Source organism: Paraclostridium bifermentans, from assembly GCF_964259345.1.
GTDB lineage: Bacteria > Bacillota > Clostridia > Peptostreptococcales > Peptostreptococcaceae > Paraclostridium > Paraclostridium bifermentans_B.
Map to the genome: position 1 here is coordinate 1 of NZ_CAXVJR010000002.1, position 23985 is coordinate 23985.

The 23985-nt window shown below is 27.2% G+C and carries 21 protein-coding genes and 1 riboswitch; of the genes, 20 read left to right on the plus strand and 1 reads right to left on the minus strand.

From position 1 onward, the window contains the following. The 11 genes from ACEXNK_RS04120 to rfbH all read left to right on the plus strand — a co-directional run. A partial coding sequence (locus ACEXNK_RS04120) for a flagellin (RefSeq protein WP_373601556.1) occupies window positions 1-602 on the plus strand: 602 nt, incomplete at its 5' end. A gap of 91 nt (window positions 603-693) precedes the next feature. Beyond that, window positions 694-2934: a glycosyltransferase gene (locus tag ACEXNK_RS04125; protein WP_373600017.1), complete on the plus strand. Its 2241-nt coding sequence runs from the start codon at window positions 694-696 to the stop codon at window positions 2932-2934. 22 nt (window positions 2935-2956) lie between these two features. After that, complete coding sequence (locus tag ACEXNK_RS04130) at window positions 2957-5467, plus strand: glycosyltransferase (RefSeq protein WP_373600018.1); 2511 nt, start codon at window positions 2957-2959, stop codon at window positions 5465-5467. Window positions 5468-5483: 16 nt separating this feature from the next. Then, window positions 5484-7496 carry a glycosyltransferase gene (locus ACEXNK_RS04135; RefSeq protein ID WP_373600019.1) on the plus strand — a complete coding sequence of 671 codons (2013 nt, stop codon included), beginning with the start codon at window positions 5484-5486 and terminating at the stop codon, window positions 7494-7496. Window positions 7497-7517: 21 nt separating this feature from the next. Next, window positions 7518-8531, plus strand: a complete 1014-nt coding sequence (locus ACEXNK_RS04140) for a radical SAM/SPASM domain-containing protein (protein ID WP_373600020.1) — start codon at window positions 7518-7520, stop codon at window positions 8529-8531. A gap of 24 nt (window positions 8532-8555) precedes the next feature. Beyond that, complete coding sequence (locus ACEXNK_RS04145; protein ID WP_373600021.1) at window positions 8556-9857, plus strand: glycosyltransferase; 1302 nt, start codon at window positions 8556-8558, stop codon at window positions 9855-9857. A 41-nt stretch (window positions 9858-9898) separates the two neighbouring features. Continuing rightward, the gene (locus ACEXNK_RS04150) at window positions 9899-10798 is read left to right on the plus strand and encodes an NAD-dependent epimerase/dehydratase family protein (protein ID WP_373600022.1); all 900 of its coding nucleotides are present in this window, start codon (window positions 9899-9901) and stop codon (window positions 10796-10798) included. 8 nt (window positions 10799-10806) lie between these two features. Further along, window positions 10807-11355 (plus strand): dTDP-4-dehydrorhamnose 3,5-epimerase, encoded by a 549-nt coding sequence (gene rfbC, locus ACEXNK_RS04155; RefSeq protein WP_373600023.1) that lies wholly within the window; start codon window positions 10807-10809, stop codon window positions 11353-11355. A gap of 1 nt (window position 11356) precedes the next feature. Next, window positions 11357-12130, plus strand: a complete 774-nt coding sequence (gene rfbF, locus ACEXNK_RS04160) for a glucose-1-phosphate cytidylyltransferase (protein WP_373600024.1) — start codon at window positions 11357-11359, stop codon at window positions 12128-12130. After that, the gene (rfbG, locus tag ACEXNK_RS04165) at window positions 12124-13236 is read left to right on the plus strand and encodes a CDP-glucose 4,6-dehydratase (protein ID WP_373601570.1); all 1113 of its coding nucleotides are present in this window, start codon (window positions 12124-12126) and stop codon (window positions 13234-13236) included. The genes rfbF and rfbG overlap by 7 nt, the downstream gene beginning before the upstream one ends. Continuing rightward, a complete protein-coding gene (gene rfbH, locus ACEXNK_RS04170; RefSeq protein WP_373600026.1) occupies window positions 13226-14533 on the plus strand; it encodes a lipopolysaccharide biosynthesis protein RfbH in 1308 nt (435 codons plus the stop codon). Before rfbG ends, rfbH begins: the two co-directional genes overlap by 11 nt. Before the next feature lie 70 nt (window positions 14534-14603). On the opposite strand, the gene ACEXNK_RS04175 is transcribed toward rfbH, so the two are convergent. Beyond that, a complete protein-coding gene (locus ACEXNK_RS04175) occupies window positions 14604-15674 on the minus strand; it encodes a glycosyltransferase family 2 protein (protein WP_373600027.1) in 1071 nt (356 codons plus the stop codon). Between the two features lie 531 nt (window positions 15675-16205). Next, a riboswitch (cyclic di-GMP riboswitch) is annotated at window positions 16206-16296 on the plus strand. Window positions 16297-16470: 174 nt separating this feature from the next. On the opposite strand from ACEXNK_RS04175, the gene ACEXNK_RS04180 reads away from it, so the two are divergent. The 9 genes from ACEXNK_RS04180 to ACEXNK_RS04220 are packed head-to-tail and all read left to right on the plus strand — an operon-like array spanning window position 16471 to window position 23977. Continuing rightward, on the plus strand, window positions 16471-16797 hold the full coding sequence (locus tag ACEXNK_RS04180) for a flagellar basal body protein (RefSeq protein ID WP_373600028.1): 327 nt from the start codon (window positions 16471-16473) through the stop codon (window positions 16795-16797). A gap of 4 nt (window positions 16798-16801) precedes the next feature. Beyond that, on the plus strand, window positions 16802-17206 hold the full coding sequence (flgC, locus tag ACEXNK_RS04185; protein ID WP_373600029.1) for a flagellar basal body rod protein FlgC: 405 nt from the start codon (window positions 16802-16804) through the stop codon (window positions 17204-17206). 16 nt (window positions 17207-17222) lie between these two features. Continuing rightward, a complete protein-coding gene (fliE, locus tag ACEXNK_RS04190) occupies window positions 17223-17537 on the plus strand; it encodes a flagellar hook-basal body complex protein FliE (protein ID WP_373600030.1) in 315 nt (104 codons plus the stop codon). A gap of 23 nt (window positions 17538-17560) precedes the next feature. Beyond that, on the plus strand, window positions 17561-19132 hold the full coding sequence (fliF, locus tag ACEXNK_RS04195) for a flagellar basal-body MS-ring/collar protein FliF (RefSeq protein WP_373600031.1): 1572 nt from the start codon (window positions 17561-17563) through the stop codon (window positions 19130-19132). A gap of 13 nt (window positions 19133-19145) precedes the next feature. Then, window positions 19146-20201, plus strand: a complete 1056-nt coding sequence (gene fliG / locus ACEXNK_RS04200) for a flagellar motor switch protein FliG (protein WP_373600032.1) — start codon at window positions 19146-19148, stop codon at window positions 20199-20201. After that, on the plus strand, window positions 20188-20973 hold the full coding sequence (locus ACEXNK_RS04205; protein ID WP_373600033.1) for a FliH/SctL family protein: 786 nt from the start codon (window positions 20188-20190) through the stop codon (window positions 20971-20973). Before fliG ends, ACEXNK_RS04205 begins: the two co-directional genes overlap by 14 nt. Next, window positions 20973-22277, plus strand: a complete 1305-nt coding sequence (gene fliI / locus ACEXNK_RS04210) for a flagellar protein export ATPase FliI (protein WP_373600067.1) — start codon at window positions 20973-20975, stop codon at window positions 22275-22277. The genes ACEXNK_RS04205 and fliI overlap by 1 nt, the downstream gene beginning before the upstream one ends. Window positions 22278-22292: 15 nt before the next feature. Continuing rightward, on the plus strand, window positions 22293-22733 hold the full coding sequence (gene fliJ, locus ACEXNK_RS04215) for a flagellar export protein FliJ (RefSeq protein WP_373600034.1): 441 nt from the start codon (window positions 22293-22295) through the stop codon (window positions 22731-22733). A gap of 14 nt (window positions 22734-22747) precedes the next feature. After that, the gene (locus ACEXNK_RS04220; protein WP_373600035.1) at window positions 22748-23977 is read left to right on the plus strand and encodes a flagellar hook-length control protein FliK; all 1230 of its coding nucleotides are present in this window, start codon (window positions 22748-22750) and stop codon (window positions 23975-23977) included. Window positions 23978-23985: the final 8 nt, after the last annotated feature.

The window sequence follows — 23985 nt, forward strand, 5'->3', positions numbered from 1 at the left end:
GTATATCAATGGTACAAACTGCTGAAGGTGCTTTAGAAGAAGCAGGAAACATAGCTCAAAGAATGAGAGAACTTGGAGTTCAAGCAGGAAATGATACTTTAGCTAGTGCAGATAGATCTAAGATAAAAACTGAGTTAGATCAATTACAAGCTGAAATGGACAAAATAGGTAAAGAAACTAAGTTCAATGGTAAAAACTTACTAAGTGGAGCAGGAAGCTTTACAGTACAAGCTGGAGCTAATAATGAAACTAGAACTATAAATACAATAGATTTAGTAAGTCAAGCAACTAGTTTAGCAAGTGCAGATGTTACTGATAATACAAAAGCGCAAGCTTACGTATCAAAAGTAGATGCTGTGTTAGAGCAAATAAACACAGGAAGAGCTAATTTAGGAGCGACTCAAAATAGATTAGAGTACACTTCTTCAAACTTAACAACAGCTACAGAAAACTTATCAGCTGCAGAATCAAGAATAAGAGACGTAGATGTTGCTAAAGAAATGGTTAAGTTATCTAAGTTAAATATATTAAACCAAGCATCTCAAGCTATGGTTGGACAAGCTAAGCAACAACCTGAGTCAGTAACTCAATTATTAAGATAATTGATTAGAATATATTAAGGTTGAAATTAAGGGGTAAAGCATATGCTTTACTCTTTATTTTTAAACTTAATTAGGAAAAGAGGGAAAAATAATGTTGTTAAGTATTGTTATGATGATTAAAAATGAAGAAAGATACTTAGATAAAACCTTAAATGCGTTAGTCCCATTAATAAATGAAATAGATAGTGAACTTATAATATTAGATACTGGATCTACAGATTCAAGTATAGAAATTGCAAAAAAGTATACAGACAAAGTATATTTTGAAAAATGGAATAATGACTTTGGGCAAATGAGAAATAAAGCTATAAGCTATGCAAATGGAGAATGGATTTTAATATTAGATGCAGATGAAGAACTAACTAATTATGAAAAATTAAAAGAGTTTTTTAACTCTAAGATGTATTTAAAATATAATTCTGCAACAATAATGCTAAAAAATATATTTTCTCAAGATAAAACATCATATAATATATCTCCGATGATTAGATTATTCAAAAATGACGAGGAGTTTGGATATAAAGGCGCTATACACGAACAACCTATATTTAAAAGACCTATATTCAACGGATTAGCAGAATTTAATCACTATGGATATTTGTTTGAAGATGAAGAAGTTAGACAATTAAAAGATGATAGAAATAAAAAGATATTATTAAAAGAAATAGAAGAAAAGCCAAATGATCCATATATGAATTATCAATTAGGTAAACAATATATTATATCTAATGATTATGAAGATGCAATATATTATATGGAAAAAGGATATAAAATATATGAAAGTATTGGATATATACCTATATTTGTAACTCTAGATTTAGCGAGTTTATATATAGATTTAAAAGAGTTTAATAAATGTGAGAAACTATGCTTAAGATATATAAAAAAAGATAATAAAAATATAGATATATATTACTATATTGCATTGAGTCAGAAAAATTTAAATAAGTACAAGCAAAGTATAGAAAACTACAATAGGTACTTATATTTAATAGAAAACTATGATATAACAACTCAAGCTAATGAACCAGAATGCAATTCAGATACTTTGATTCATAAAGATAAATGTAAAGTTAATATTTTAGATATTTACTATAAACTAGAGATGTATGATGAGATTGTAAAGGATATAGATGAGCTAAGTGATTATACCATAGAAGAGTCATATTTAGTTATATTTATGAGTTTATATAAGTTAAATAAAGAAGCAAAGTTAATAGATATATATAATAAGATTTCCACATCTATAGTTCAAAAAAATAAATTCAAAATAGCTATAGAAGTTATTTTAAAACGTATAAAAGAAAAAGACAAAGAAAAAATATACAGATTACTGTCTAATATAGATGGTAACTATGGAATTTTAAATAAGATAAGAGTAGGAAATGTATTAGAAGAAAATCAATATAATGAAATTTTGATAAATGAAAGAGAATCTTATTATGGCGATATAGTTTATTATGCATTAAAACAAGGAATAGATATAGAAAGATTATTAGATGGAGTAGATTATATAAGCATTCAAAATTATATAAGTTACATTGTTAATAATAGAAGGGATTGCATATTAAATTTATTTGATTACTTAGAATATGTTCCTAATACGTTAAATATAAAAAAGATACAACTATATAGTTGCATATCTAAAACATTGTTAACTAATGGAGGATTAACTAAAGATAAGCACAAGATATTATTTCATATGTATATTAGATACACATATGAAAATCTAAAATTGACATATAATCAGAAGTTAGATGATGAAGAAATTATTAATTTGTTAAGATTAGAAGAAGACCAATTTGTGTTTAATATAAATAAAATTAATGCTATAAGGAATATAGAACCATTAGCGTATATAAGAGCTTTAAAAAATTCAATTATTAAACATCAGACACATAAAAAGAGTATACAATTTTTAATTGACGAATTTGAAAGAGAATTAAATGAGAGTACTGAATTGAAAGAATTAAAGTCAAAATATAAATCAATAATTGAAAGTAGTATAGGCAGTGGAAATTTAAAAGATGCTATAACTATGATTGATGAATATGAATCTATATTTAAATCAGAAGACGAGGCCATATTAAATATGAAAGCTATTATAGCTATTATGAATAATGAATTTAAAGATGCGGAAAATTTGTTAAAGAAATCATGGCTTTTAAATGATAATAATTTTAATACTATATTTAATATTGCATATCTAAAAGAAATTTTAGGAGATATAGAAGAAGCTATAAGTTTTTATGGATTAATTGTAAATAGATGTAAAAATGACGAGATAGTAGCAGATGCAAAAGAAAAAATAAATAAATATAAAAGTAATTAAGTTATATTCTTAGGAGGAATAAATGGTAATTGACATAGTTTTAGCATACGCAGAAGGTAAGGGCGGATTAGAAGATGTAATAACTACTTTTAGTAAAGAGCTTATTAAAAGAGGTCATAGAGTAAGAGTATTTCAAGCGTATAAACCTAAATATAAAGAATGGATAGAAACTATAGATGAAATATATTTCTTTGGAGATAAAGATACACTTGAAAATGACAATAAAGAGTCACTTGCAAAAAATTATAAAAATATGATTTTAAAAATAGGAGAGCCAGATGTTGTTTTAGCTACACACTCTCCTTTATTAAGCTATATATGTTATAAAGCTGTTGAATTTTTAAAAGATAAAAGACCAAAAATACTGTCTTGGATACATGGAAGCCCATCATACTATGGAGGAGGACAATATCTAAGATATGCAGATGCACATCTAGCTATATCTAGTCAAATAGGAAATGAGATAAGTAAATATATAAAGAAAGATAAACCTATATACTATATATCAAATCCTGTTAGATTAAATGAAATGAAAAAAATAAATATTAATAGAGATATATTAGAACTTGTTTATGTAGGAAGATTAGACAATGTTCAAAAACGAATAGATATAATGTTTAAAGCACTAAGTTTAGTAGATTGTAATTGGAATTTAGATATTATAGGGAGTGGTAAAGACGAAGAAGCATTAAAATCACTAGCTAAAGATTTAGGAATATATAAACATATAAAGTGGCATGGATGGAAAGAAAATCCTTGGGATGCCTTAGAGTCTGCAACAGCACTTATGTTAACTTCAGATGAAGAGGGATTTGGACTTGTTATGGTTGAGGCATTAGGAAGAGGGATTCCAGTTATATCTACAGATACGGATGGAGCTAAAGACATAATAATAGATGGATTTAATGGATGCATGGTTAATAAAGGTGATTATAAACAATTAAGTGAATTATTGGAAAGTATAAATAATAAAAACATAGAGATTAACCCTAAAAATTGTATTGATTCAATACAAAAGTTTAGTGCAGATTGTGTTATAGATATGGTAGAAAATATAATTAATTATTATGATAAAAATGGAGAATATCAAAGCCTTATATTCAGCACTAAAGAAAATATAAAATTATTAATTGAAAATAATAAATTAGATGAAGCTAAAAAATTAATAAATGAATATACTGAATTAATAAAAGAAGATGCAGAAATATGTAATTTTAAAGCGATTATAAGTATGATGGAAGGTGATTATCCTAATGCATATGAATTACTTAAATATGGGAATATAAAATATGAATTAAGTATAGATTCAATTTTTAACCTAGCATATATATGCAGCTTGATGGAAAAAACTGATGAAGCTATAGAATATTTTAACTATATATTGGTTAACTGTGAAGATGAAGAGATAATTAAAGATGTAGAATTACAATTAGATAATCTATTTAAAAAAGTGCTAGAAACTAAAAGAAAAGATAAAAATTTTATTGTAGATATTGTAATTTATAGTGTCAGTGGAAGAGGTGGAACAGAAAGAGCTATTATTGATGTAAATAAAGCTTTAAGAAAAAGAGGATATAGAGTAAGGGTTTTTCAAGCTTATAAAACTCAGTGTAGAGAGTGGGAAAATGGATTTGAAGAATTATATACTTATGGGCTAAATAGCAGTATGAATGAAGATACAATAGAAAGTTTAGCATTAGGGTATAGAAAAAAACTTTCTCAAATAGGCAAGCCAGATATAATAATTGCCACTCATCAACCTGCATTATGTGGAATATGCAGATTAGCTATTAATGATCAATATAAGGATTCGCCTAAAATTATTTCATGGATGCACTCAGAACCTAAACTCATGGGAAGTAATCATTTATTAAAGTATAGTGATGGACATATGGCTGTTTCGAAATTTATAGCTAAAGATATAAACTTTTTGACCGATTCTTATAGTATATGCTTGGTAGGTAATCCAGTGGAAGAAAATAATTTAAAAGTAATAAATAGAGATAATGAAAAATTAAATTTATTGTATATGGGCAGATTGGAAAATTCTTTTAAAAGAATAGATATATTGTTTAAAGCTGTAAGTTTGTTAGATAAAGAGTGGGAGTTAACTATTGTAGGAAGTGGAGAACATGAAGATTATCTGAAAAAATTATCTAAAGAACTAGGTATACAAGATAATATTAGATGGTTAGGATGGAAAGAAGAACCTTGGGAAGCCATAGATAGTGCAACAGCGTTAGTGCTTCCTTCTGATTCAGAGGCATTTGGACTAGTTTTAGTTGAATCGCTTCAAAGAGGATTACCTGTTATAGTAAGTGACTGTGAAGGACCTAAAGATATTGTTGAAAACTGCAAAAATGGTTTCATATTTGAAAAAGGAAACTATGAACAACTTTCAAATATATTTAATGGTATTTTAGATAAAAATATAAACTTACCTAATTTTGAAGAATGTATAAAATCTGTGAAAAAATATAGCGTAGATAATGTTTTAGATAAAATAGAAGCATATTTACTAAGTAAAATTTAAATGGAGAATATAAATTATGCTAAAAATAATAAAAGAAGAATTAATGAGAAATAATTTAGAAGTAGCATTAAATTTAATACTAGAAAATGAACAAACCTACAAAAACGACATTGAATTTATGAATTTAAAATCTATTTTATGTATAAAGACTGAAGAGTATGATATAGCTAAAAGTAATTTAGAGTTTGCTATGAGCTTAGATTGTTACAATTTAGATATAATTTATAATCTAGCATATGTATATTATAAGTTAGAGGATATTGAGAGTAGTTTAGGTCTATATAAAAAAATATTTGAAGTTGCGGATGATGAAGAAACTATAGATGAAGTGTTGAATTTTGTAAATAGTAAAGAGTATTTTGAGACTACTAAAAAATATATAATAAATTTATTAGATGAAAAAAATATAAACTTTGCTATAGAATTTATAGATAAATTTAAACTAATAATAATAGACTCTAATTTAGAGGAATTAAGAAGTAGGGTTTTAAGTGAGTGTAATATTGAGAATAATAAAAAAATATCTGAAAATGTAGATATAAAAATATTAGATACTATATTAACTGATAAACCTGAAATTCCTAGTGACATAATACAATCAAGAGCTGATATTAATAGTAAAAAAGATAGACCTCTTGTAAGTCTTGCTATATTAGGCTACAACAAGTTAGAAGAATATACTAAAAAATGCGTAGAAAGTGTATTAAAATACACAAAAGATGTTGATTATGAACTTATTTTAGTGGATAATGGATCAACTGATGGAACATATGAGTATTTCAAAAGTGTAGATTATGATAGAAAAAAAATAATCAAAATAACTAAAAATATAGGGGTAGGGTATCCAACATCATATATATTTGATGAACTAAAAGGTAAATATGTAATGTGTTTGCCAAATGATATAATTGTAACTGAAAATTGGTTATCTAATATGATAAAATGTGCCGAATCAGACGATAGAATAGGAATGATAAATCCTGTTTTAGACAATGTAACAAATTACCAATCAGTCGATTTAAAATATAAAGATATAGATGATATGCAACAAAAAGCTGCAGAATATAATAAGTCAAATTCAAGACTATGGAATGAAAGGCTAAAATTAATAACATTAGGAGCGTTATTCAGAAAAGATTGCATAGATGTTATAGGTATAACAGATTATGGGTTTATACATCACTATGCAGATGATGATATAAGCTTTAGAGTTAGAAGGGCAGGATATAAAGCTATATTATGTAAAGATACATTTATAAGTCATATTGGAAAAACAATGGATAAAGGTAAAGATATTGAAAGTATAGGACTATCTAGAGGGGATGAATTTTTCACAAAAAAATATTATGGTATAAAATCAACTGATTCTATGAATTATGAAATAAATTTATTATCGTTAGTTGATGATGAAATAGGTGAAAAAAGAAACTGTGAAATATTAGGGGTAGACACTTTATGTGGAACTCCTATATTAGAGCTTAAGAATAAACTGCGAGAAAATGGAATATTAGATACAAAACTATATTCATTTTCAACAGAAGCTAAATACTGGTTAGATTTAAATACAATATGTGATGATGTAAAGGTAGATAGAATTGAATATATAAAAGAACATTATGAAACTAAATTTGACTATATTGTACTAGGTATGGAATTGAACAATTATAAAGATTCAGGTAAGCTGCTAACAGATTTAACAAGAATGCTAAAGGATGAAGGATCTATTTTAATAAAAGTTAAAAATTGTAATAATGTAAAATCGTTGTTACAAAGTGTTAACTTATTCAAAGATTATGAAAAGCAATTTACAAATAATATTAATATAGATATATTAAATCAACAACTAGCAAGTATGGGATATTACATAAAAGATATAAGTGGAGAACTAATTAGATTTACAAATGAAGAAAAAGAATATATAGATAATATACTATCAAATATGAATATATCTAAAGAACAAGCACCTAATATACTTATAGATACATACTTAGTTAAAATTAAAAAAGAAAAAAATATTTATAAAAAATAATAATTTAAGGAGACATTTAACATGAAAGCAGTAATAAAACCAGCATATGTAAAAGACAGAATAAAATTAGGAGAGGCACTACCTATATCAACACCTTATAGATTAACTATATCGCCAATACAATTATGTAATTTTAAATGTTTTTACTGTACACATTCACTAGATAGGGAAGAAGTTAAAAAAACTGGGTTTAAATTTTCGACTATGAAATATGAAGAGTTTGTTGAATTAGCAGATCAATTTAGAGAATTTCCTGAAAAAATTAAGTTAATTGTATTTTCGGGAATGGGAGAACCTCTATTAAACAAAGATTTTCCTAAAATGGTTAAGTATTTAAAAGATAATGATTTAGCAGAGAGAGTAGAAGTATATACAAATGCATCGCTATTAAGTGAAGAAATAACACATAAGTTAGTAGATGCAGGATTAGATAGTCTAAAAATATCAATACAAGGACTTAACTCTGATAAGTATAAGGAAGTTTGTGGATTTGATTTAGATTATGATAAGTTTATGAAGAATATAAAATATTTCTATGAAAATAGAAAACAATGTAAAATGTATATAAAGATAATAGATGCAATGTTAAAAGAAGGCGAAGACAAACAATTTTACGAAATGTTTGGAAATATGTGTGATGAAATATTTATTGAACATTTAAGTGACTGTCAACCTTTGACAGGAAACTGTGAAGGTAAAGTAGATGCAGGGTTTACTATGTATAATGATGTTGCTAAATATTCTAAAGTCTGTCCTTTATTATTCTATACTTTATATGTAGACGTAGAATGTAATATATATCCATGTGTTACATTAGGTTTACCAACTAGATTTGCAATAGATAATATAAAGAATAGATCAATAGCTGAAATATGGAATAGCGAAGAAATAAGAAAGTTAAGAATAGAACATTTAAAAGGAAATAAAGGATCACAGGATGTATGTGGAACATGTGGAAATATGACGGCTATGTATCATGAAGAAGATGACCTTGATGAATACAGTGAAACTTTATTACAAAAATATAGTAAATAAATTAAATATTAAGCAGGTATTATAATGAAAAATATTTTACATATAACTGCACATATGGGTGGAGGAGTAGGAAAAGTTTTATCCGGAATTTCTACATACGCTAACAAATATAGTGATAGATATAAACATAAAATAGTATTGTTAGAAAAGCCACAGAAAATGAATTTTATAGATATATGTTGCGAATCAGGTGTAGAAATTAAAATTTGTGATGACTTTGAACAAGTTTATGCGGAAATAGAAGCAGCTGATATAGTTCAAATTGAATGGTGGAATCACCCTAAAATGTCTGAATTTATGGCAAGTTTTCCGGAAATAAATACAAGAGTTGTTATATGGGCGCATATATCAGGTTGTACATATCCTAATATACCGTTTGAATTTATAAAAATACCTAGTAAATTTTTATTTACATCAGAATGTTCATACGAAAATCCTATGTGGAACAAGTTAGAGAGAGAGTATGTTAAGAAAAATACTAAAGTAATAAATAGTTCTGGTGGATTTGAAAAGTTAAAAGGGAAAAAACTTAAGAGGCATGAAGGATTTAACATAGGATATATAGGTACATTGAATTATAGTAAATTAAATGAAAAATTCTATGAATATTACCAATCTATAGATATTAAAGATGTTAAGTTTACTATTGTTGGAGATATAGAAAATTCAAATGAAATAGTTAAAGACTTAAAAAAATCAAATTTATATGATAAAACCATCATTAATGGTTATGTTGATGATGTAGGAAAAGAAATGGAAACATTTGATGTATTTTCTTATTTATTAAATAAAGATCATTTTGGAACTACAGAAAACATATTACTAGAAGCCATGGCTATGGGATTGCCTGTTGTAGCTATTAACCAATGTGCTGAAAAATTTATAATAAAACATATGGAAACTGGTATACTAGTTGAGACAGTTGAAGAATACAAACAAGCAATTAATTATTTATATAATAATCCAAAAGAAGCAAATGCTATGGGAGCAAAAGCTAAGGAATTTGTTCTGAATAAATTTTCTGTGGAAAACACTGTAAATAATCTTCATATGATATACTCGGAGATTTTAAATGAAGATAAGAAAATATATAATTTTAGAGAAGTTCTTGGAGAAAGACCTTATGAGTGGTTCTTAAAATTTTTAGGAGAACATGAAAAAATTTTCGATAAAATGTCGAAAAACATTGAAAAAACTCAAAAAAACGAAAAACTAAAAATTAACCTGAGAATTTTAAAAGAAAAGAATAAAAGTTCTATATATCAATTTTTAAAATATTATCCAGAAGATGAAATTTTGAAATATTGGAGTGATATTATAGAGTAGATTTATAATCTACTCTATAATTTTAGATTAAGGAGAATATTATGAACATAGTTGTAAGTGGAGCTACTGGATACATAGGATCTAATTTAGTACGAAAATTGAATTCTTTAGGACATAATATATGTATTATTATAAGAGAAAGTTCTAATATAGAGAAAATTAAAGATATAGAAGGAAAAATAAAAATATATACTTTTAGTGGAAATAGTGAAGAGTTGTGTAATATATTTTATGAATTTAATCCAGATATGGTTATACATTTAGCATCTTTATTTATATCTTCACATGATAGTTGTCAAATAGAGAGTTTAATAAATTCAAATCTATGTTTTTCTACACAGTTAATGGAAGCAGCTAGAAGTGCAAATGTAAAATATTTTATTAATACAGGAACTCAATGGCAACATTATAATTTAGAAGATTATAACCCTGTGAATTTATATGCAGCAACAAAACAAGCTTTTGAAGTTATAGGTAAGTACTATACTGAAAGTTCAGGTATTAAAATGATGACAATAAAACTTCCGGATACTTATGGTGTAGGTGATACTAGACCTAAAATTATGAACTTATTGATGGATATATACAAAACGGGCAAAAGTTTAGATATGTCAGGTGGAGAACAAGAGATAGCATTGTTGTATATTGATGATGTAATAAATGCATTTTTGGTAGCTATTGAAAAAATACAAGATAAAAAATGCATGAAAAAAACAGAATTTTTAGCTCTACCTAATGAAATATATTCATTAAGAGATACTGTATCAATATTTGAAAAAGTTATAGGAAGTAAATTGAATATAAATTGGGGAAAAAGAGAATATAGAGAAAGAGAAATGATGAATATTTATATGAAACAGGAGAATATTTTAAAAAATATACAAACAGTTTCTTTACAAGATGGGATAAAAAATATACTAATTAATATAGAAAATAAATAGGAGCAAATATGTACAATACTATAAATACTGAGTTAGATGGATGTGTAGAGATTATTCCAAATGTTTTTAAGGACAAAAGAGGGAAATCTATAAAAATATATCATAATACTACATTTAAAAATTTAGGAATAACAGAAGAATTCAAAGAAGATTTAATAGTTACATCTAATAAAGGAACTTTAAGAGGGTTACATTTTCAAAAAAAGCCTTATGAGCAAAGCAAGCTGATATACTGTCTAAAAGGTAGTGCATTAGATGTAATATTAGATATTAGAAAAAGTTCAAATACATATGGAAAATATATATGTATAAATATAAGTGCAAATAAAGGAAATATGATATATATTCCAAAAGGGTTTGCTCATGGATATTTAGCATTAGAAGATGATACTATAATAGGATATAAGATGTCACAAGAGTATAATCCAGAATATGAGGATGGCATAAAATGGGATTCTTTAGACATACCTTGGAATATAGAATCACCTATTATATCAGAGAGAGATAAATTATTTAAAAGTTTTTCAGACTACAAAGAATTAAAAGAAGAGGTGTAATATGAAACTAGTAATTCTAGCAGGTGGATATGGCAGTAGATTAGGAGAAGTTACTAATATAATACCTAAACCTATGGTAGAAATAGGTGGAAAGCCTATATTATGGCATATAATGAAAATTTATTCACATTATGGAATAAAAGATTTTGTAATTTGCTTAGGATATAAAGCTAATGTTATAAAAGAATATTTCTTAAACTTTGATAATAGAAACAATGATTTTACTATAGAAATAGGAAGTGGAAATGTAGAGTTTCATTCCAATCACGATGAGCATGATTGGAAAGTTACGTTAGTTGATACAGGTATCGATTCATTGAAAGGTTCTAGATTGAAAAAGGTAGAAAAATATCTAGATGATGAAATAAATTTATTAACTTACGGAGATGGACTAGCGAATATAAATATAAATGAACTTATAGAATTTCATAACAAACTAAATAAAACAATTACAATATCTGGAGTACATCCTCCTGCTAGATTTGGAGAACTTATTTCAAATGGAGATGTTTTAAGCAGTTTTGAAGAAAAATCTCAAACATCACAAGGTATGATAAATGGTGGGTATATGGTCTTTAATAAAAAATTATTAAACTATTTAACTGAAGATGATTCTTGTGATTTAGAGTATGGGGTATTTGAACAATTAGCTCAGATGGGAGAAATATCTGTATATAAACATGATGGGCTATGGGCTTGTATGGACAATGAAAGAGATATGTATAACTTAAATAAACTTTGGAAAGAAGGAAATGCGTTTTGGAAGATATGGTAATGACTAACTGTTTTAATAACGTATATAAAGATAGAGTTGTTTTGGTCACTGGTCATACGGGATTTAAAGGTTCATGGATAACTATGTGGCTAAAATTACTAGGTGCAAAAGTTATAGGGTACTCTCAGAAACCTAATACAAACCCAAGTTTATTTAATATATGTGAAGTAGAAAAAGATATAATAAGTATAATTGGAGATATAAGAGATGAACAACATATATATGATGTTATAGAAAAGTATAGACCAGAAATGGTATTTCATATGGCAGCACAACCATTAGTTAGAGATTCTTATGAAAATCCTAAAGAAACATATGAAATAAATGTTATGGGGACTATTTCGTTATTTGAAGCAATTAGAAAAAGTAATTTTGTAAAAACTATAGTTAATATAACTACAGATAAATGCTATGAAAATAAAGAATGGATTTATGGTTATAGAGAAGTTGATCCTATGGGAGGATATGATCCGTACAGTTCTAGCAAAGCTTGTGTAGAATTACTCACTAGTTGTTATAGAAGGAGTTTCTTTGAAGAAAAAAAAGTGAAGGTAGCTACTGTAAGAGCGGGTAACGTAATTGGTGGTGGAGATTGGGCTAAGGATAGGTTAATTCCAGATATAGTTAGAAGTATAACTTCTGACAATGATGTATATATAAGAAATCCTAAATCAATAAGACCGTGGCAACATGTGCTAGAGCCGTTATCTGGATATTTATGGTTGGGAGCATTGTTGCTAGAAGGGAAATCAGTGTATTCAGAAGGATGGAACTTTGGACCTGAATATAATGATACTTTAACTGTTAAAGAAATTTTAGACAAAACAATAGAAATATGGGGTAAAGGAAATTACGTATTAGATTTAAATCAAAATGTACATGAAGCTAATTTATTAAAATTAGATATAAGTAAAGCTAAATCGATATTAAGTTGGAGACCTTTATATAATTCAAATAAAGCTATAGAAGAAACTGTTGTGTGGTATAAAAATTACTATCAAAATCCTAGTATAAATATAAAAGAGTTTACACTAAAACAAATTAATGAATATGTAAAGTACGCTAGAAAAAATAATGTTATATGGAGTGATTCTAATGAGTGTTAATAATAGAAATCAAATAATAGATTTATCAAAAACATACTTTAATGAGAATATAGGAGAAAAAGAAATTATTCCAGGTAAAGATTACATACCTGCATCAGGAAAGGTGCTAGATGAATCTGATATGGCAAATTTAATAGATTCATCATTAGATATGTGGTTGACATGCGGGAGATATAGCGAAATATTTGAAACTGAGTTTCCTAAACAAATAGAAGCTAAATATTGTTCTTTAGTAAATTCAGGATCATCAGCTAATTTAGTTGCATTTACAGCTTTGACTTCATACAAATTGGGAGATAGAAGATTAAAAAAAGGAGATGAAGTAATAACTGTTGCAGCTGGTTTTCCTACAACTGTTTCACCTATAATACAAAATGGAATGATACCTGTGTTTATAGATGTTGATTTAGAAACATATGATTATAAAGTTGAAGATATAGAAAAAGCTATATCTAGTAAGACAAAAGCTATATTTATGGCTCACACACTAGGTAATCCTTTTAATTTAGATAAGGTTATGGAATTATCAAAAAAATACAACTTATGGGTTGTGGAAGATTGTTGCGACGCATTAGGAGCTAAATATAATGGAACATATGTAGGTAATATAGGTCATATAAGTACATTTAGTTTTTATCCTGCTCATCATATAACTATGGGTGAAGGAGGAGCTGTAGTTACTAATGATGTAAATTTACATAAAATTATAAAATCGATAAGAGATTGGGGAAGAGATTGTATATGTCCTCCAGGAAAAGATAATATATGCAAACATAGATTTGACCAAAAACATGGGGAGTTACCAGAAGGATATGATCATAAATATGTATATTCTCACTTAGGTTATAACTTAAAAGTAACAGATATGCAAGCGGCTATAGGTGTTTCTCAACTTAAAAAACTAAATAAATTTGTAGATGTAAGAAATAAAAACTTTAGTAAATTATATGATGGACTTAAAGGACTAGATGAATTTTTAATTTTACCTAAAGAAACTGAAAATAGCCAACCTAGCTGGTTTGGATTCCCTATAACGATAAAGGAAGATAAAATTGATAGAAATGAATTAGTTAATTTCTTAGAAAATAATAAAATTGGAACAAGATTATTATTTGCTGGAAATATAATTAAACAACCTGCATTTACGGAAAATGACTATGAGTATAGGGTTGTTGGAGATTTAAAAAATACAGATATTATAATGAGTAATACATTTTGGATTGGATTATGGCCAGGCATAAAAGATAATCATATAGATTATATCATTTCAAAATTCTATGAGTTTTTAAAAAAATAAGGATTTTATATAAAAACTAATAAAGGTCTAATTTTAATGAAATATTAAGATTGACCTTTATTAAAAATACTTAGAATTGTTTTAGTTTATTTATTGCAGGAACATAATTGTAACTAGATGATAACTTATAATAGTTTAAAGCTAAGTTTTGCTTCTTAGAGAGTTCATAAAATAAACCAAGGTTAAAGGCGGCTAAATAACTACCTGTACCTTCCACAATTTCAAAGCCACTAGATTCACCTAAATATAGTGCATTTAAATAGCAATTATCTATATTAGAAAAATGATTGATATATTTATTAGTATTATAAGCTACAGCTTCTGTTAAAAATAGTCCACAAATAAAATAAAAATCACAGCAATTATTCATATAATCAAAAACATTATCTATTACATAAAGACCTTTATCGAAATTTTGAACCTTAATTAAATTATATAAGTACAAAATTATACCGTCATATATGTAATTAGAATTATAATGAGTAATATTATCGTAAAATTTATCGAAATAGTAAGATGCATCAACATACATTTTATTAGAATAATACGTTTTTGCTGTTTGGTAAAGTAAGTATAAGTCGTTCTCATTTGTATTGAGCTCATTTAATAGCAGTTGTATGTTTCGGTCAAATTTATTAGTATTTAAATATCCATCATGTTCTATTGTTATAGGAACCTTTATTCTAGGAATGTTTGAATCAATCTGTTCGTGAACACTACCTTTAAAATAAGTTTTCTTTGGAGCTAAACGTGCAATGAAATCGATAGATTTACGAACTTCATTATCTTGTTCAAAATAATTTATTATCTTTATTTGTCCAACTGACTCTGAATTAGAACTCAGTATATTATAAAGAGATTCTAAGTCAATAGAATGTACATACTCATCCGCATCCAATATTAGATTCCAATCTGCATTAGATCTTTCTAATCCAAAATTTCTTGCATTAGAGAAGTTATCATCCCACTTATAATCATAAATTAGAGCATTAAATTTAGATGCTATATTTTTTGTAGCATCAGTAGAACCAGTATCTACAATGATTATTTCATCTACCAAATCTTTAACTGAACTTAAACATCTCTCTAATTTAGATTCTTCATTTTTAGTAATCATGACTAAATTTATTTTAACTGTCATATTTAACTCCTTTGGTTTTAGTTATATAGAATAATTATACGGATGAATCAAAAAGAAGTTAATAGAAAATAACTTGAAAGATAGTGTTAAGTTAAATGTTCGAATAAAAAATGCAAAAAAATACAAATTACGACAAAATAAGAAAGCATGGAAAAAATTTCACATACAAAAATGAAAATATTTATTTATATAATAAATAAAAAAAAAAACAAACGAAATTCAATTGAAATAAAATAAAGAAAATTCTGAAAAAATAGTTTAAAAAATATATAATAAAAGGAAATTATATAATCGTTGAAAATGCTTATAAGCATATGCTTATAATTAAGGTTATTTTAAAAAATAAATTATTTTAGTTTGAAATTATTTTATGGAAAAGTTATTCTTTGATAATAAAGTTGAAAAATGAAAAGAAATAATCAATTTTTTATAAAATGTGAAAATTTATTAATGTTTGAAATAATTAGAAAATAATATATATAGTTGAATAAAGTGAAAATTTGTTATAAAATAATAAAAGAAGTCGAAAAATGATATTAAAGGCAAAACTAGGGAAATCTAGTAACGCAAAGCTATAGGGGCTAAGGCTTATGTAAATAAGTTATGCCAGCCAGTTGCCAAAGGGTTATTAAACTTTTTGTTATCATTGCTAATAGTCAATTCAAAAAATACTATCTTTAATAGTATGTTTTGAGTTGTCTTAATATTAAAAATAAACTAGCAATTATTATGATAATAAAAGTAACTACTCTTTAAGAGTAGTTTTTTTTGTTTTAAAAGGAAAAAGGAGGTTAACATGGAAACATATGGCTTAATGAAAATGGGGTTAGATGCGACGGAGCTTAGAAGTAGAGTGATTGCTAATAATATAGCAAATGCTAATACCCCTAACTACAAAAGAAAATATGTAACATTTGAAGAAACACTTGATGATTCTTTAAATAACCACCCAAAGATAGAAGTTAAGACAGATGAAAACACTACAATGAGAGAAGACGGAAATAATATTGACCTAGAAAATGAGAAAGTTAATCAAGCCGCTACAACGCTTGAATATAATGCTCTTATAACTTTGACTAACATCAAACTAGGAATGAGTAGAAGTGTCATAACAGGGAGGTAAGTAAATGAGCATATTTGGAGGAATGAGAATTAGTGCAAGTGCACTATCTGCTGAAAGATTAAGAATGGACATAATATCATCTAATGTAGCCAATATGAAAACGACAAGGACTGAAGATGGCGGTGCGTATAGACGTAAAGTTCCTGTGTTTGAGGAAAATTATGATGAAAAATTAGGGATGTTAGGTGTTAAAGCTACTTCAATAGAAGAAGATAAATCACCATTAAGAAAATTATACGAACCTAATCATCCAGATGCAGATGAACAAGGGTATGTAGAATATCCAAATGTAGACATATTAGTAGAAATGTCAGATTTAATAACTGCATCTAGATCATATGAATCTAATATAGACACATTGAATGCACAAAAAAACATGGTTTCTAAAGCATTAGAAATAGGCAGATAAAAAGGAGGGTATATTTATGAGTGGAATAAGCGCCATAAGTTCACTAAGCAATATAGGAACTAATAATACAACACTTACAAAGGCTATTGACGTCAGTGGAGCTAAAAAAGAAAAAGAATTTTCAAATGTAATAAAAGAAGCATTTGATAGTGTTAATGATAAGCAAGTAGAAGCTAATCAAAAAATTGAAGGGCTTATAAAAGGAGAAGATGTTACAATGCACGATGTGATGTTATCATCACAAGAAGCTCAATTATCAATGCAGTTAATGATTGAGGTTAGAAATAAAGTGTATGAAGCTTATCAGGAACTAAATAGAGTTCAATTATAACTTCATAGCAAGGAGAATTTTAGATGAATATAAAGGAATTGCCACAAAACGCAAAAGATTTTGTGATAGTTAAGAAAGAACAATTTAATGCTTTATCTAAAAAAAAGAAAATAGCGATATCTGTTGCGGTTGTATCGCTAGTTTTAGCTATTGTATTTGGTGTAGTCCATGCGAAGCAAAATAAGTATGGAGTTCTTTTTTCAGGATTAGAACCTAGTGATGCTACAACGGTAACAAAAGAATTAGAATCAAGAAAAATTGAAACTAAGATAGATGGAGATAGTATATTAGTTCCAAAAGATCAAGTAGATAAGTTAAGGATGGAACTATCAACTAGTATATCTAATGGATCAAAAGGATTCGAAATAATGGATGAAGGTTCTTCTTTTGGAATGACTGATGAAGAATTTCAAATAAAGAAGCAAAGAATGGTTCAAGGGGAAATAGAAAGAACAATAAAAGTATTTCCACAAGTTGAAAATGCAAGAGTGCACATAACGGAAGGTGAGGAATCTGTATTCGCCAATGAGAGTGTACCAGGTAAAGCAGCTGTTTACTTAAATTTAAAGCCAGGAGAAACACTTAAACCATCTCAAGTAATATCGATAATGTCTTTGGTATCTGCAAGTACAGATAATATACCAAAACAAAATGTAGAAGTAATAGACCAAAATATGAAACTATTATCAGAGGGATTGATAGATGAAGATGGAGATATAAATACATCAAACTTAGGTGAAGTAGAAGAATCTTTAAAAGCTGAAAAAGATTTAAGTAGAGAATTTGAACAATCAATAGTGAGTCTTTTAGAGCCAATATTTGGACCAGGAAACGTAAGAGCGGCTGTTAACACTGATTTGAATTTTGACGCACAAGAGACTACGGAAATTGTAATAGATCCAAATAAAGTAATAACTAAAGAATCAAAATCTAGTAATAAATCGACTGAAAAACAAAATACTGGTGGAGCGATTGATAACAATATGAGTAACGTAGATGAAAGTGGTGCTGGAAGTAATGAAAGTACTGATGAAAGTATTGAATATCAAACTGGTAAAAAAGAGACTAAAACAATAAAGTCAAAAGGTGAAATAAACAAAGTAACAGCATCTGTAGCTATAAATGGAAAATTAACTGATGATGTTATAAGAAATGTAGAAACAATGGTTGGAAACACTATAGGAATAGATACTAAAAGAGGCGATGATGTAAAAGTAGTTTCTATGGGATTTGAATCATATGGTGAAGAAAAAGATACATTTAGTGTTATAAAAGATGCAATAAGTAAGGATAAATCAATGTCGAGTATGTTAATGATAGCTGGAATAGCAACTATTATAATTTTAATTTTATTAATAGGAGCTATAGCTTACATGATTATTAAGAAAAAGAAAGCAAAGAAGATTGAAGAAATAGATGAAGAAGATGAATTAGAATTAATCAACCAAAAATTAGAAGAGATAGAAAAGAATAGACAAGAAAGTAACGATGAAGAGGATGTAGAAAACTTAACTCTAGAAGATGAAGTTAAGCAATTTGCAGCTGAAAATCCAGAACAGGTTACAGATCTAATTAATAGTTGGTTAAATGAGTAAAGGGTGATTTTATTTGCAACAAGAAGAAGGTGTTAAAGGAAATGCATTTGATTTAGGTGAGATTCCTAAATTCAGAAGAGTTACAGGTGCAAGAAAAGCAGCAATATTATTAATGACACTAGGCCCAGAAGTCGCTTCTAGTGTTATAAAGAGTTTATCGGATAGAAAAATACAAAAAATAGGTGTTGAAATAGCAAATACAAATACTGTTAAACCTAGAGAAAGAAGAGAAGTTCTACAAGAGTTTATAGAACTAAATAAAGGAAAAGAATTTGTAATTGAGGGTGGTATAGATTGTGCAAAATCACTACTTAATGGAGCATTAGGAAGTCAAAGGGCTAATAAACTTTTAGAAGGTATAAAATATGATGCATATACAAAACTGTTTGTATCTGCAAGAAAGGCTGAGCCAGAGCAGATTTTAACTTGTATACAGGGTGAAAGTCCTCAAGCTATAGCTATACTACTTTCTCATATTCAACCAGATAAAGCAGCTATTGTATTATCAGAACTGCCTGAAGAAGTAAAACTTGAAATAGCACTTAAAATAGGAACAACATCTAATATACCACCTGCAGTTATAAAATCTATAGATAAAGCTATAGAAGAAAAGTTAACTGGATTAGGGAAGATGGATATGGAAAGTTCAGGAGGAATTAATAGCTTAGTAGATATATTAAGTAATGTTGATAGAAAAACTGAAAAGAGCATAATTCATTTTATAGAAGCTAAGAACGAAGAGTTAGCAGAAGAAATAAAAGCTAATATGTTCATATTTGACGATATTGTTAGACTTGATAATATGGCTATACAGAGAATTCTTAAGGAAGTTAATGTTAAAGATCTTGCATTTGCACTTAAAGGAGCCAATGCAGATGTTTCAAATGCTATATTTAAGAATCAATCTCAAAGAGCATCTCAAGCCTTAAGGGAAGAAATAGACTTATTAGGAAAGGTAAAGATATCTCAAGTGGAAGAAGCTCAACAAACTATTGTAAATGTTGTTAGAAGACTTGAAGATGCAGGAGAAATATCATTATCTAGAGGTTCAGACGATGAGTTCATATAAAAATAATATTATAAAATCTGAAGGAGTAGTTTTTAAAGGGTTAAAACCTTTAAAAACTACTCAAATAAATAAAGATACTAGCTCTAAGGAAACAAGGGAAGAAGATGAAAAAATAAATTCTGACTTAAAAGAAATACAGCAAGAAATAGAACTAGAAATAGAAAATGCAAAGAAAATGCATGAAGAAATAATGCAAAATACAGAGCTAGAAAAATCCAATATTATTCAAAGAGCTGTTGAAGAAGCGAATGATATAAAAAAGCAAGCTTATGAAGAAGGCCATTCACAAGGATTACAAAATGGATATGAAGATGGGTACAAAGAAGCGTATGAAGAAAACATACAAAAAGCAAAATTAGAATCTGAAAGAATAATTCAAGAAGCTACTGATATGTTATTAGATTCTAAGCAAAAAGTTACAGATTATATGAAAAACAATAGAAATCAAATAATAGAATTGAGCATAACTATAGCTGAAAAAGTTTTAAAGGATAAATTTAAAGAAGTTGATTCTATGAATAAAATAATAGACTATGCTATACGTGAATATGAAACAAAAGAAAATTTTGTTATTAAGGTAAGTTCAATTTATTTAGAAAATATCAATGCTCAAATAGATATACTAAAAAATGAAAAGTTTATAAAAGGTGAAGCTTTTGTTATAGCAGATGATTCTGTAAGTCAAGGAAATGCAATAATAGAAACTAACAAAGGAAGATTAATTGTTGGAGTAGATTCTGTTTTAGAAAAAGTAAAAGAGGAACTATTATGATGAACTTAGATTTTGATAGATTAAAGCAAAGAGTATCAGATATAAAAGAAGTAGTAGCTGAAGGTAAAGTGACTAAAATAATTGGATTAACAGTTGAAGTTGAAGGGTTAAAAGCTTTTGTTGGAGAGCTATGTATCATTTATAACTATGCTAATGAGCCTATAAATTGTGAAGTTGTAGGATTTAAAGGTGATAACATAATCCTTATGCCACTAGGTGAATTAGCAGGAGTAGCTCCAGGATGTATAGTTGTTGCTAGAGGAATACCTCTAAGTGTCAAATGTAGTGATGATCTTTTAGGAAAAGTTATTGATGGAATTGGAAATCCTATAGATGAAAATCTAGAGTTTCAAGGGGAAAGATATAGTCTTTCAAATCAACCTCCAGATCCAATGAAAAGACCGAGAATAAATAATATAATGCCAACAGGAATAAGAGCTATAGATGGTTTCTTAACTTGTGGAGAAGGTCAAAGAATCGGAATATTTGCAGGGAGTGGGGTAGGAAAAAGTACAACACTAGGAATGATAGCAAGAACAGCTAAAGCTGATGTCAATGTAATTGCACTTATAGGAGAAAGAGGAAGAGAAGTTCTTGACTTTATAGAAAGAGACCTTGGAAAAGAAGGTATGGAAAAATCAGTAGTAGTTTGTGCTACTTCAGATAAATCTCCATTGCTAAGACTAAAAGGAGCTTTAACAGCGACTGCAATAGCTGAATATTTTAGAGATCAAGGTAAGAAAGTTATTCTTATGATGGACTCGGTAACACGATTTGCAATGGCACAAAGAGAAGTTGGACTAGCGATAGGAGAGCCTCCAGCACAAAAGGGATATACACCATCTGTATTTGCAATGTTACCTAAACTTATGGAGAGAACTGGAATGTCTGAGAAAGGATCAATAACAGCATTTTATACAGTATTAGTAGATGGAGATGATTTTAATGAACCTATAGCTGATACAGTAAGAGGGATACTAGATGGGCATATAGTTTTATCAAGGGAACTAGCACATAAAAATCATTATCCAGCAATAGATATACTAAATAGTGTAAGTAGACTTATGAAGGAAATTTGCGAGGATGACCATCAACAAGCAGCTTCTCTAGCTAGAGATATACTTGCTACTTATAAAGAGGCTGAAGATCTAATAAATATAGGTGCCTATGAACAGGGATCTAATAAAAAGATAGATATGGCTATTGAGTATATAGATCAAGTTAATTCCTTTTTAAAACAAGGTGTTAATGAAAAAACTAAGTTTGAAGATAGTTTAGATCAATTAAGAAATATATTTAAATAACAAGGAGAATTTAAGGTGACAAAGCATAAATTTAAACTACAAAAGTTATTAGATATAAAGATACAAGAAGAAGAAGAAAGCAAGTTAGAATATACAAAAGCTCAAAATGACAAAAGAGTTTTAGAGGAAAATATAAAACAGTTAGATTTAAGCTATAAAAAATATTCAAATTTTAATTCTAATGAAGATATTATAAGTCAAAAAATTAGATTTAATTATTTATATTCAATTAGCCAAACAATAGAAGATAGCAATAAAGTATTAGAAGAAAAAGAAAAAAAAGTAAATGAAGCTAAAGAGATATTTATTGAAAAACAAATAAGCAGAAAATCTTTAGAAACTTTAAAAGAAAATAAGTTAAATAAAATAAAAAAAGAAGAAGAACGTAAAGTTCAAATTGAAAATGATGAGTTTGCATTATATGCATACGTAAGAAATAAAAAGAGTATATCGTAAAAGGAAGATAGTATATGAATTTAAATTTAAATGTTTCTCCAAACTTAGAGAAGATAGCGACAGGGAAGTCGAAAACAAATTCAACTTCAGCAACTGGTACTGGATTTGACGATATAATTAATTCTTTAGATGAAATAAATGAAAATGGGAAAGACGACTTATCAGGTGTTGAAGAATTAATAGAGAGCTTAATAGCTAATATAAATACATTTAAAGAAATTGACATTAATAATCAAGATATTAACTTAAAAGATTTAGATTTATTAAAAATAATAAGTTTTGAAATGGATAAAGTTAATACTAAAATAGATGAATTTGATATATCTAAGTATTTAAAAAATATTGAAGATACACTAGAATCAATCGATAAAAATACAGACCTTAAACTAAACTTAGACAATAAAGCTTTAGGAATTAAAAATGATTTACAAGTGAATACTTTAAATGATGAAAAAACTATTGATATGTTTGAAAGAATAGTTCATAAGTTAAATTTAGATAATGAGTTAGATTTAAAAAAAATGTCGAAAAAAACTGATGAAAAAACTATTAAAATAGATAATACAATCGATAAAACTCAAGCAGAAATGATTGGGAAATTAAATGATCAAGTTAAAAGTTTAAAATCGTATGAAGAATTAAATATATCTACAAATTCAAATAAAAATAGCATCAATGACTATAAATTAGATAGTGATGATAAAGATTTAAATGTTTTAACAAATATATTAGATGATAAAGGTAATCTATTTAATATTCAAGGAAATAAAATGTTTACACAAAATACATCTGAAAATCCAAGTTTACCAGTGGTAACAATTAGGTCAGACCATATGACCGAGGATTTTATAAAAATGGTTAAATATTTAAAAACTAATAATTTAGAAGAGATAAATGTAAGTATGAATCCTAAAGGATTAGGAGAAATGACAATAAAACTTATAAAAGATAGTGAAGCAACTAAAATTGTAATAAGTATAAGTAAAGAAGATACTTATAATTTACTTAACAAAAACATAGGTGATATAAATAAGCACCTTATGGATTTAGGAATAAAAGCAAAAGATATAGTTGTTGCAATGAAGTCGAATGATGAAAATCTCTTCTCAGAAAACTTTAATCAACAATTTGGAAACAGAGAAGAACAAAGAAAACAAAAAAGACATAATAATAGACAAAAAAATTCTATAGAAGAAATAGAAGAGATAGAAATATCTCAGCAGAACTTCAATATATTAGCTTAGAGGTTATA

What these genes read in the sequence shown, in the direction of transcription:
- ACEXNK_RS04125 (WP_373600017.1), top strand. Translation starts at nt 694, where the DNA reads ATGTTGTTAAGTATTGTTATGATGATTAAAAATGAAGAAAGATACTTA.
- ACEXNK_RS04130 (WP_373600018.1), top strand. Translation starts at nt 2,957, where the DNA reads ATGGTAATTGACATAGTTTTAGCATACGCAGAAGGTAAGGGCGGATTA.
- ACEXNK_RS04135 (WP_373600019.1), top strand. Translation starts at nt 5,484, where the DNA reads ATGCTAAAAATAATAAAAGAAGAATTAATGAGAAATAATTTAGAAGTA.
- ACEXNK_RS04140 (WP_373600020.1), top strand. Translation starts at nt 7,518, where the DNA reads ATGAAAGCAGTAATAAAACCAGCATATGTAAAAGACAGAATAAAATTA.
- ACEXNK_RS04145 (WP_373600021.1), top strand. Translation starts at nt 8,556, where the DNA reads ATGAAAAATATTTTACATATAACTGCACATATGGGTGGAGGAGTAGGA.
- ACEXNK_RS04150 (WP_373600022.1), top strand. Translation starts at nt 9,899, where the DNA reads ATGAACATAGTTGTAAGTGGAGCTACTGGATACATAGGATCTAATTTA.
- rfbC (WP_373600023.1), top strand. Translation starts at nt 10,807, where the DNA reads ATGTACAATACTATAAATACTGAGTTAGATGGATGTGTAGAGATTATT.
- rfbF (WP_373600024.1), top strand. Translation starts at nt 11,357, where the DNA reads ATGAAACTAGTAATTCTAGCAGGTGGATATGGCAGTAGATTAGGAGAA.
- rfbG (WP_373601570.1), top strand. Translation starts at nt 12,124, where the DNA reads ATGGTAATGACTAACTGTTTTAATAACGTATATAAAGATAGAGTTGTT.
- rfbH (WP_373600026.1), top strand. Translation starts at nt 13,226, where the DNA reads ATGAGTGTTAATAATAGAAATCAAATAATAGATTTATCAAAAACATAC.
- ACEXNK_RS04175 (WP_373600027.1), bottom strand. Translation starts at nt 15,674, where the DNA reads ATGACAGTTAAAATAAATTTAGTCATGATTACTAAAAATGAAGAATCT.
- ACEXNK_RS04180 (WP_373600028.1), top strand. Translation starts at nt 16,471, where the DNA reads ATGGAAACATATGGCTTAATGAAAATGGGGTTAGATGCGACGGAGCTT.
- flgC (WP_373600029.1), top strand. Translation starts at nt 16,802, where the DNA reads ATGAGCATATTTGGAGGAATGAGAATTAGTGCAAGTGCACTATCTGCT.
- fliE (WP_373600030.1), top strand. Translation starts at nt 17,223, where the DNA reads ATGAGTGGAATAAGCGCCATAAGTTCACTAAGCAATATAGGAACTAAT.
- fliF (WP_373600031.1), top strand. Translation starts at nt 17,561, where the DNA reads ATGAATATAAAGGAATTGCCACAAAACGCAAAAGATTTTGTGATAGTT.
- ACEXNK_RS04205 (WP_373600033.1), top strand. Translation starts at nt 20,188, where the DNA reads ATGAGTTCATATAAAAATAATATTATAAAATCTGAAGGAGTAGTTTTT.
- fliI (WP_373600067.1), top strand. Translation starts at nt 20,973, where the DNA reads ATGAACTTAGATTTTGATAGATTAAAGCAAAGAGTATCAGATATAAAA.
- ACEXNK_RS04220 (WP_373600035.1), top strand. Translation starts at nt 22,748, where the DNA reads ATGAATTTAAATTTAAATGTTTCTCCAAACTTAGAGAAGATAGCGACA.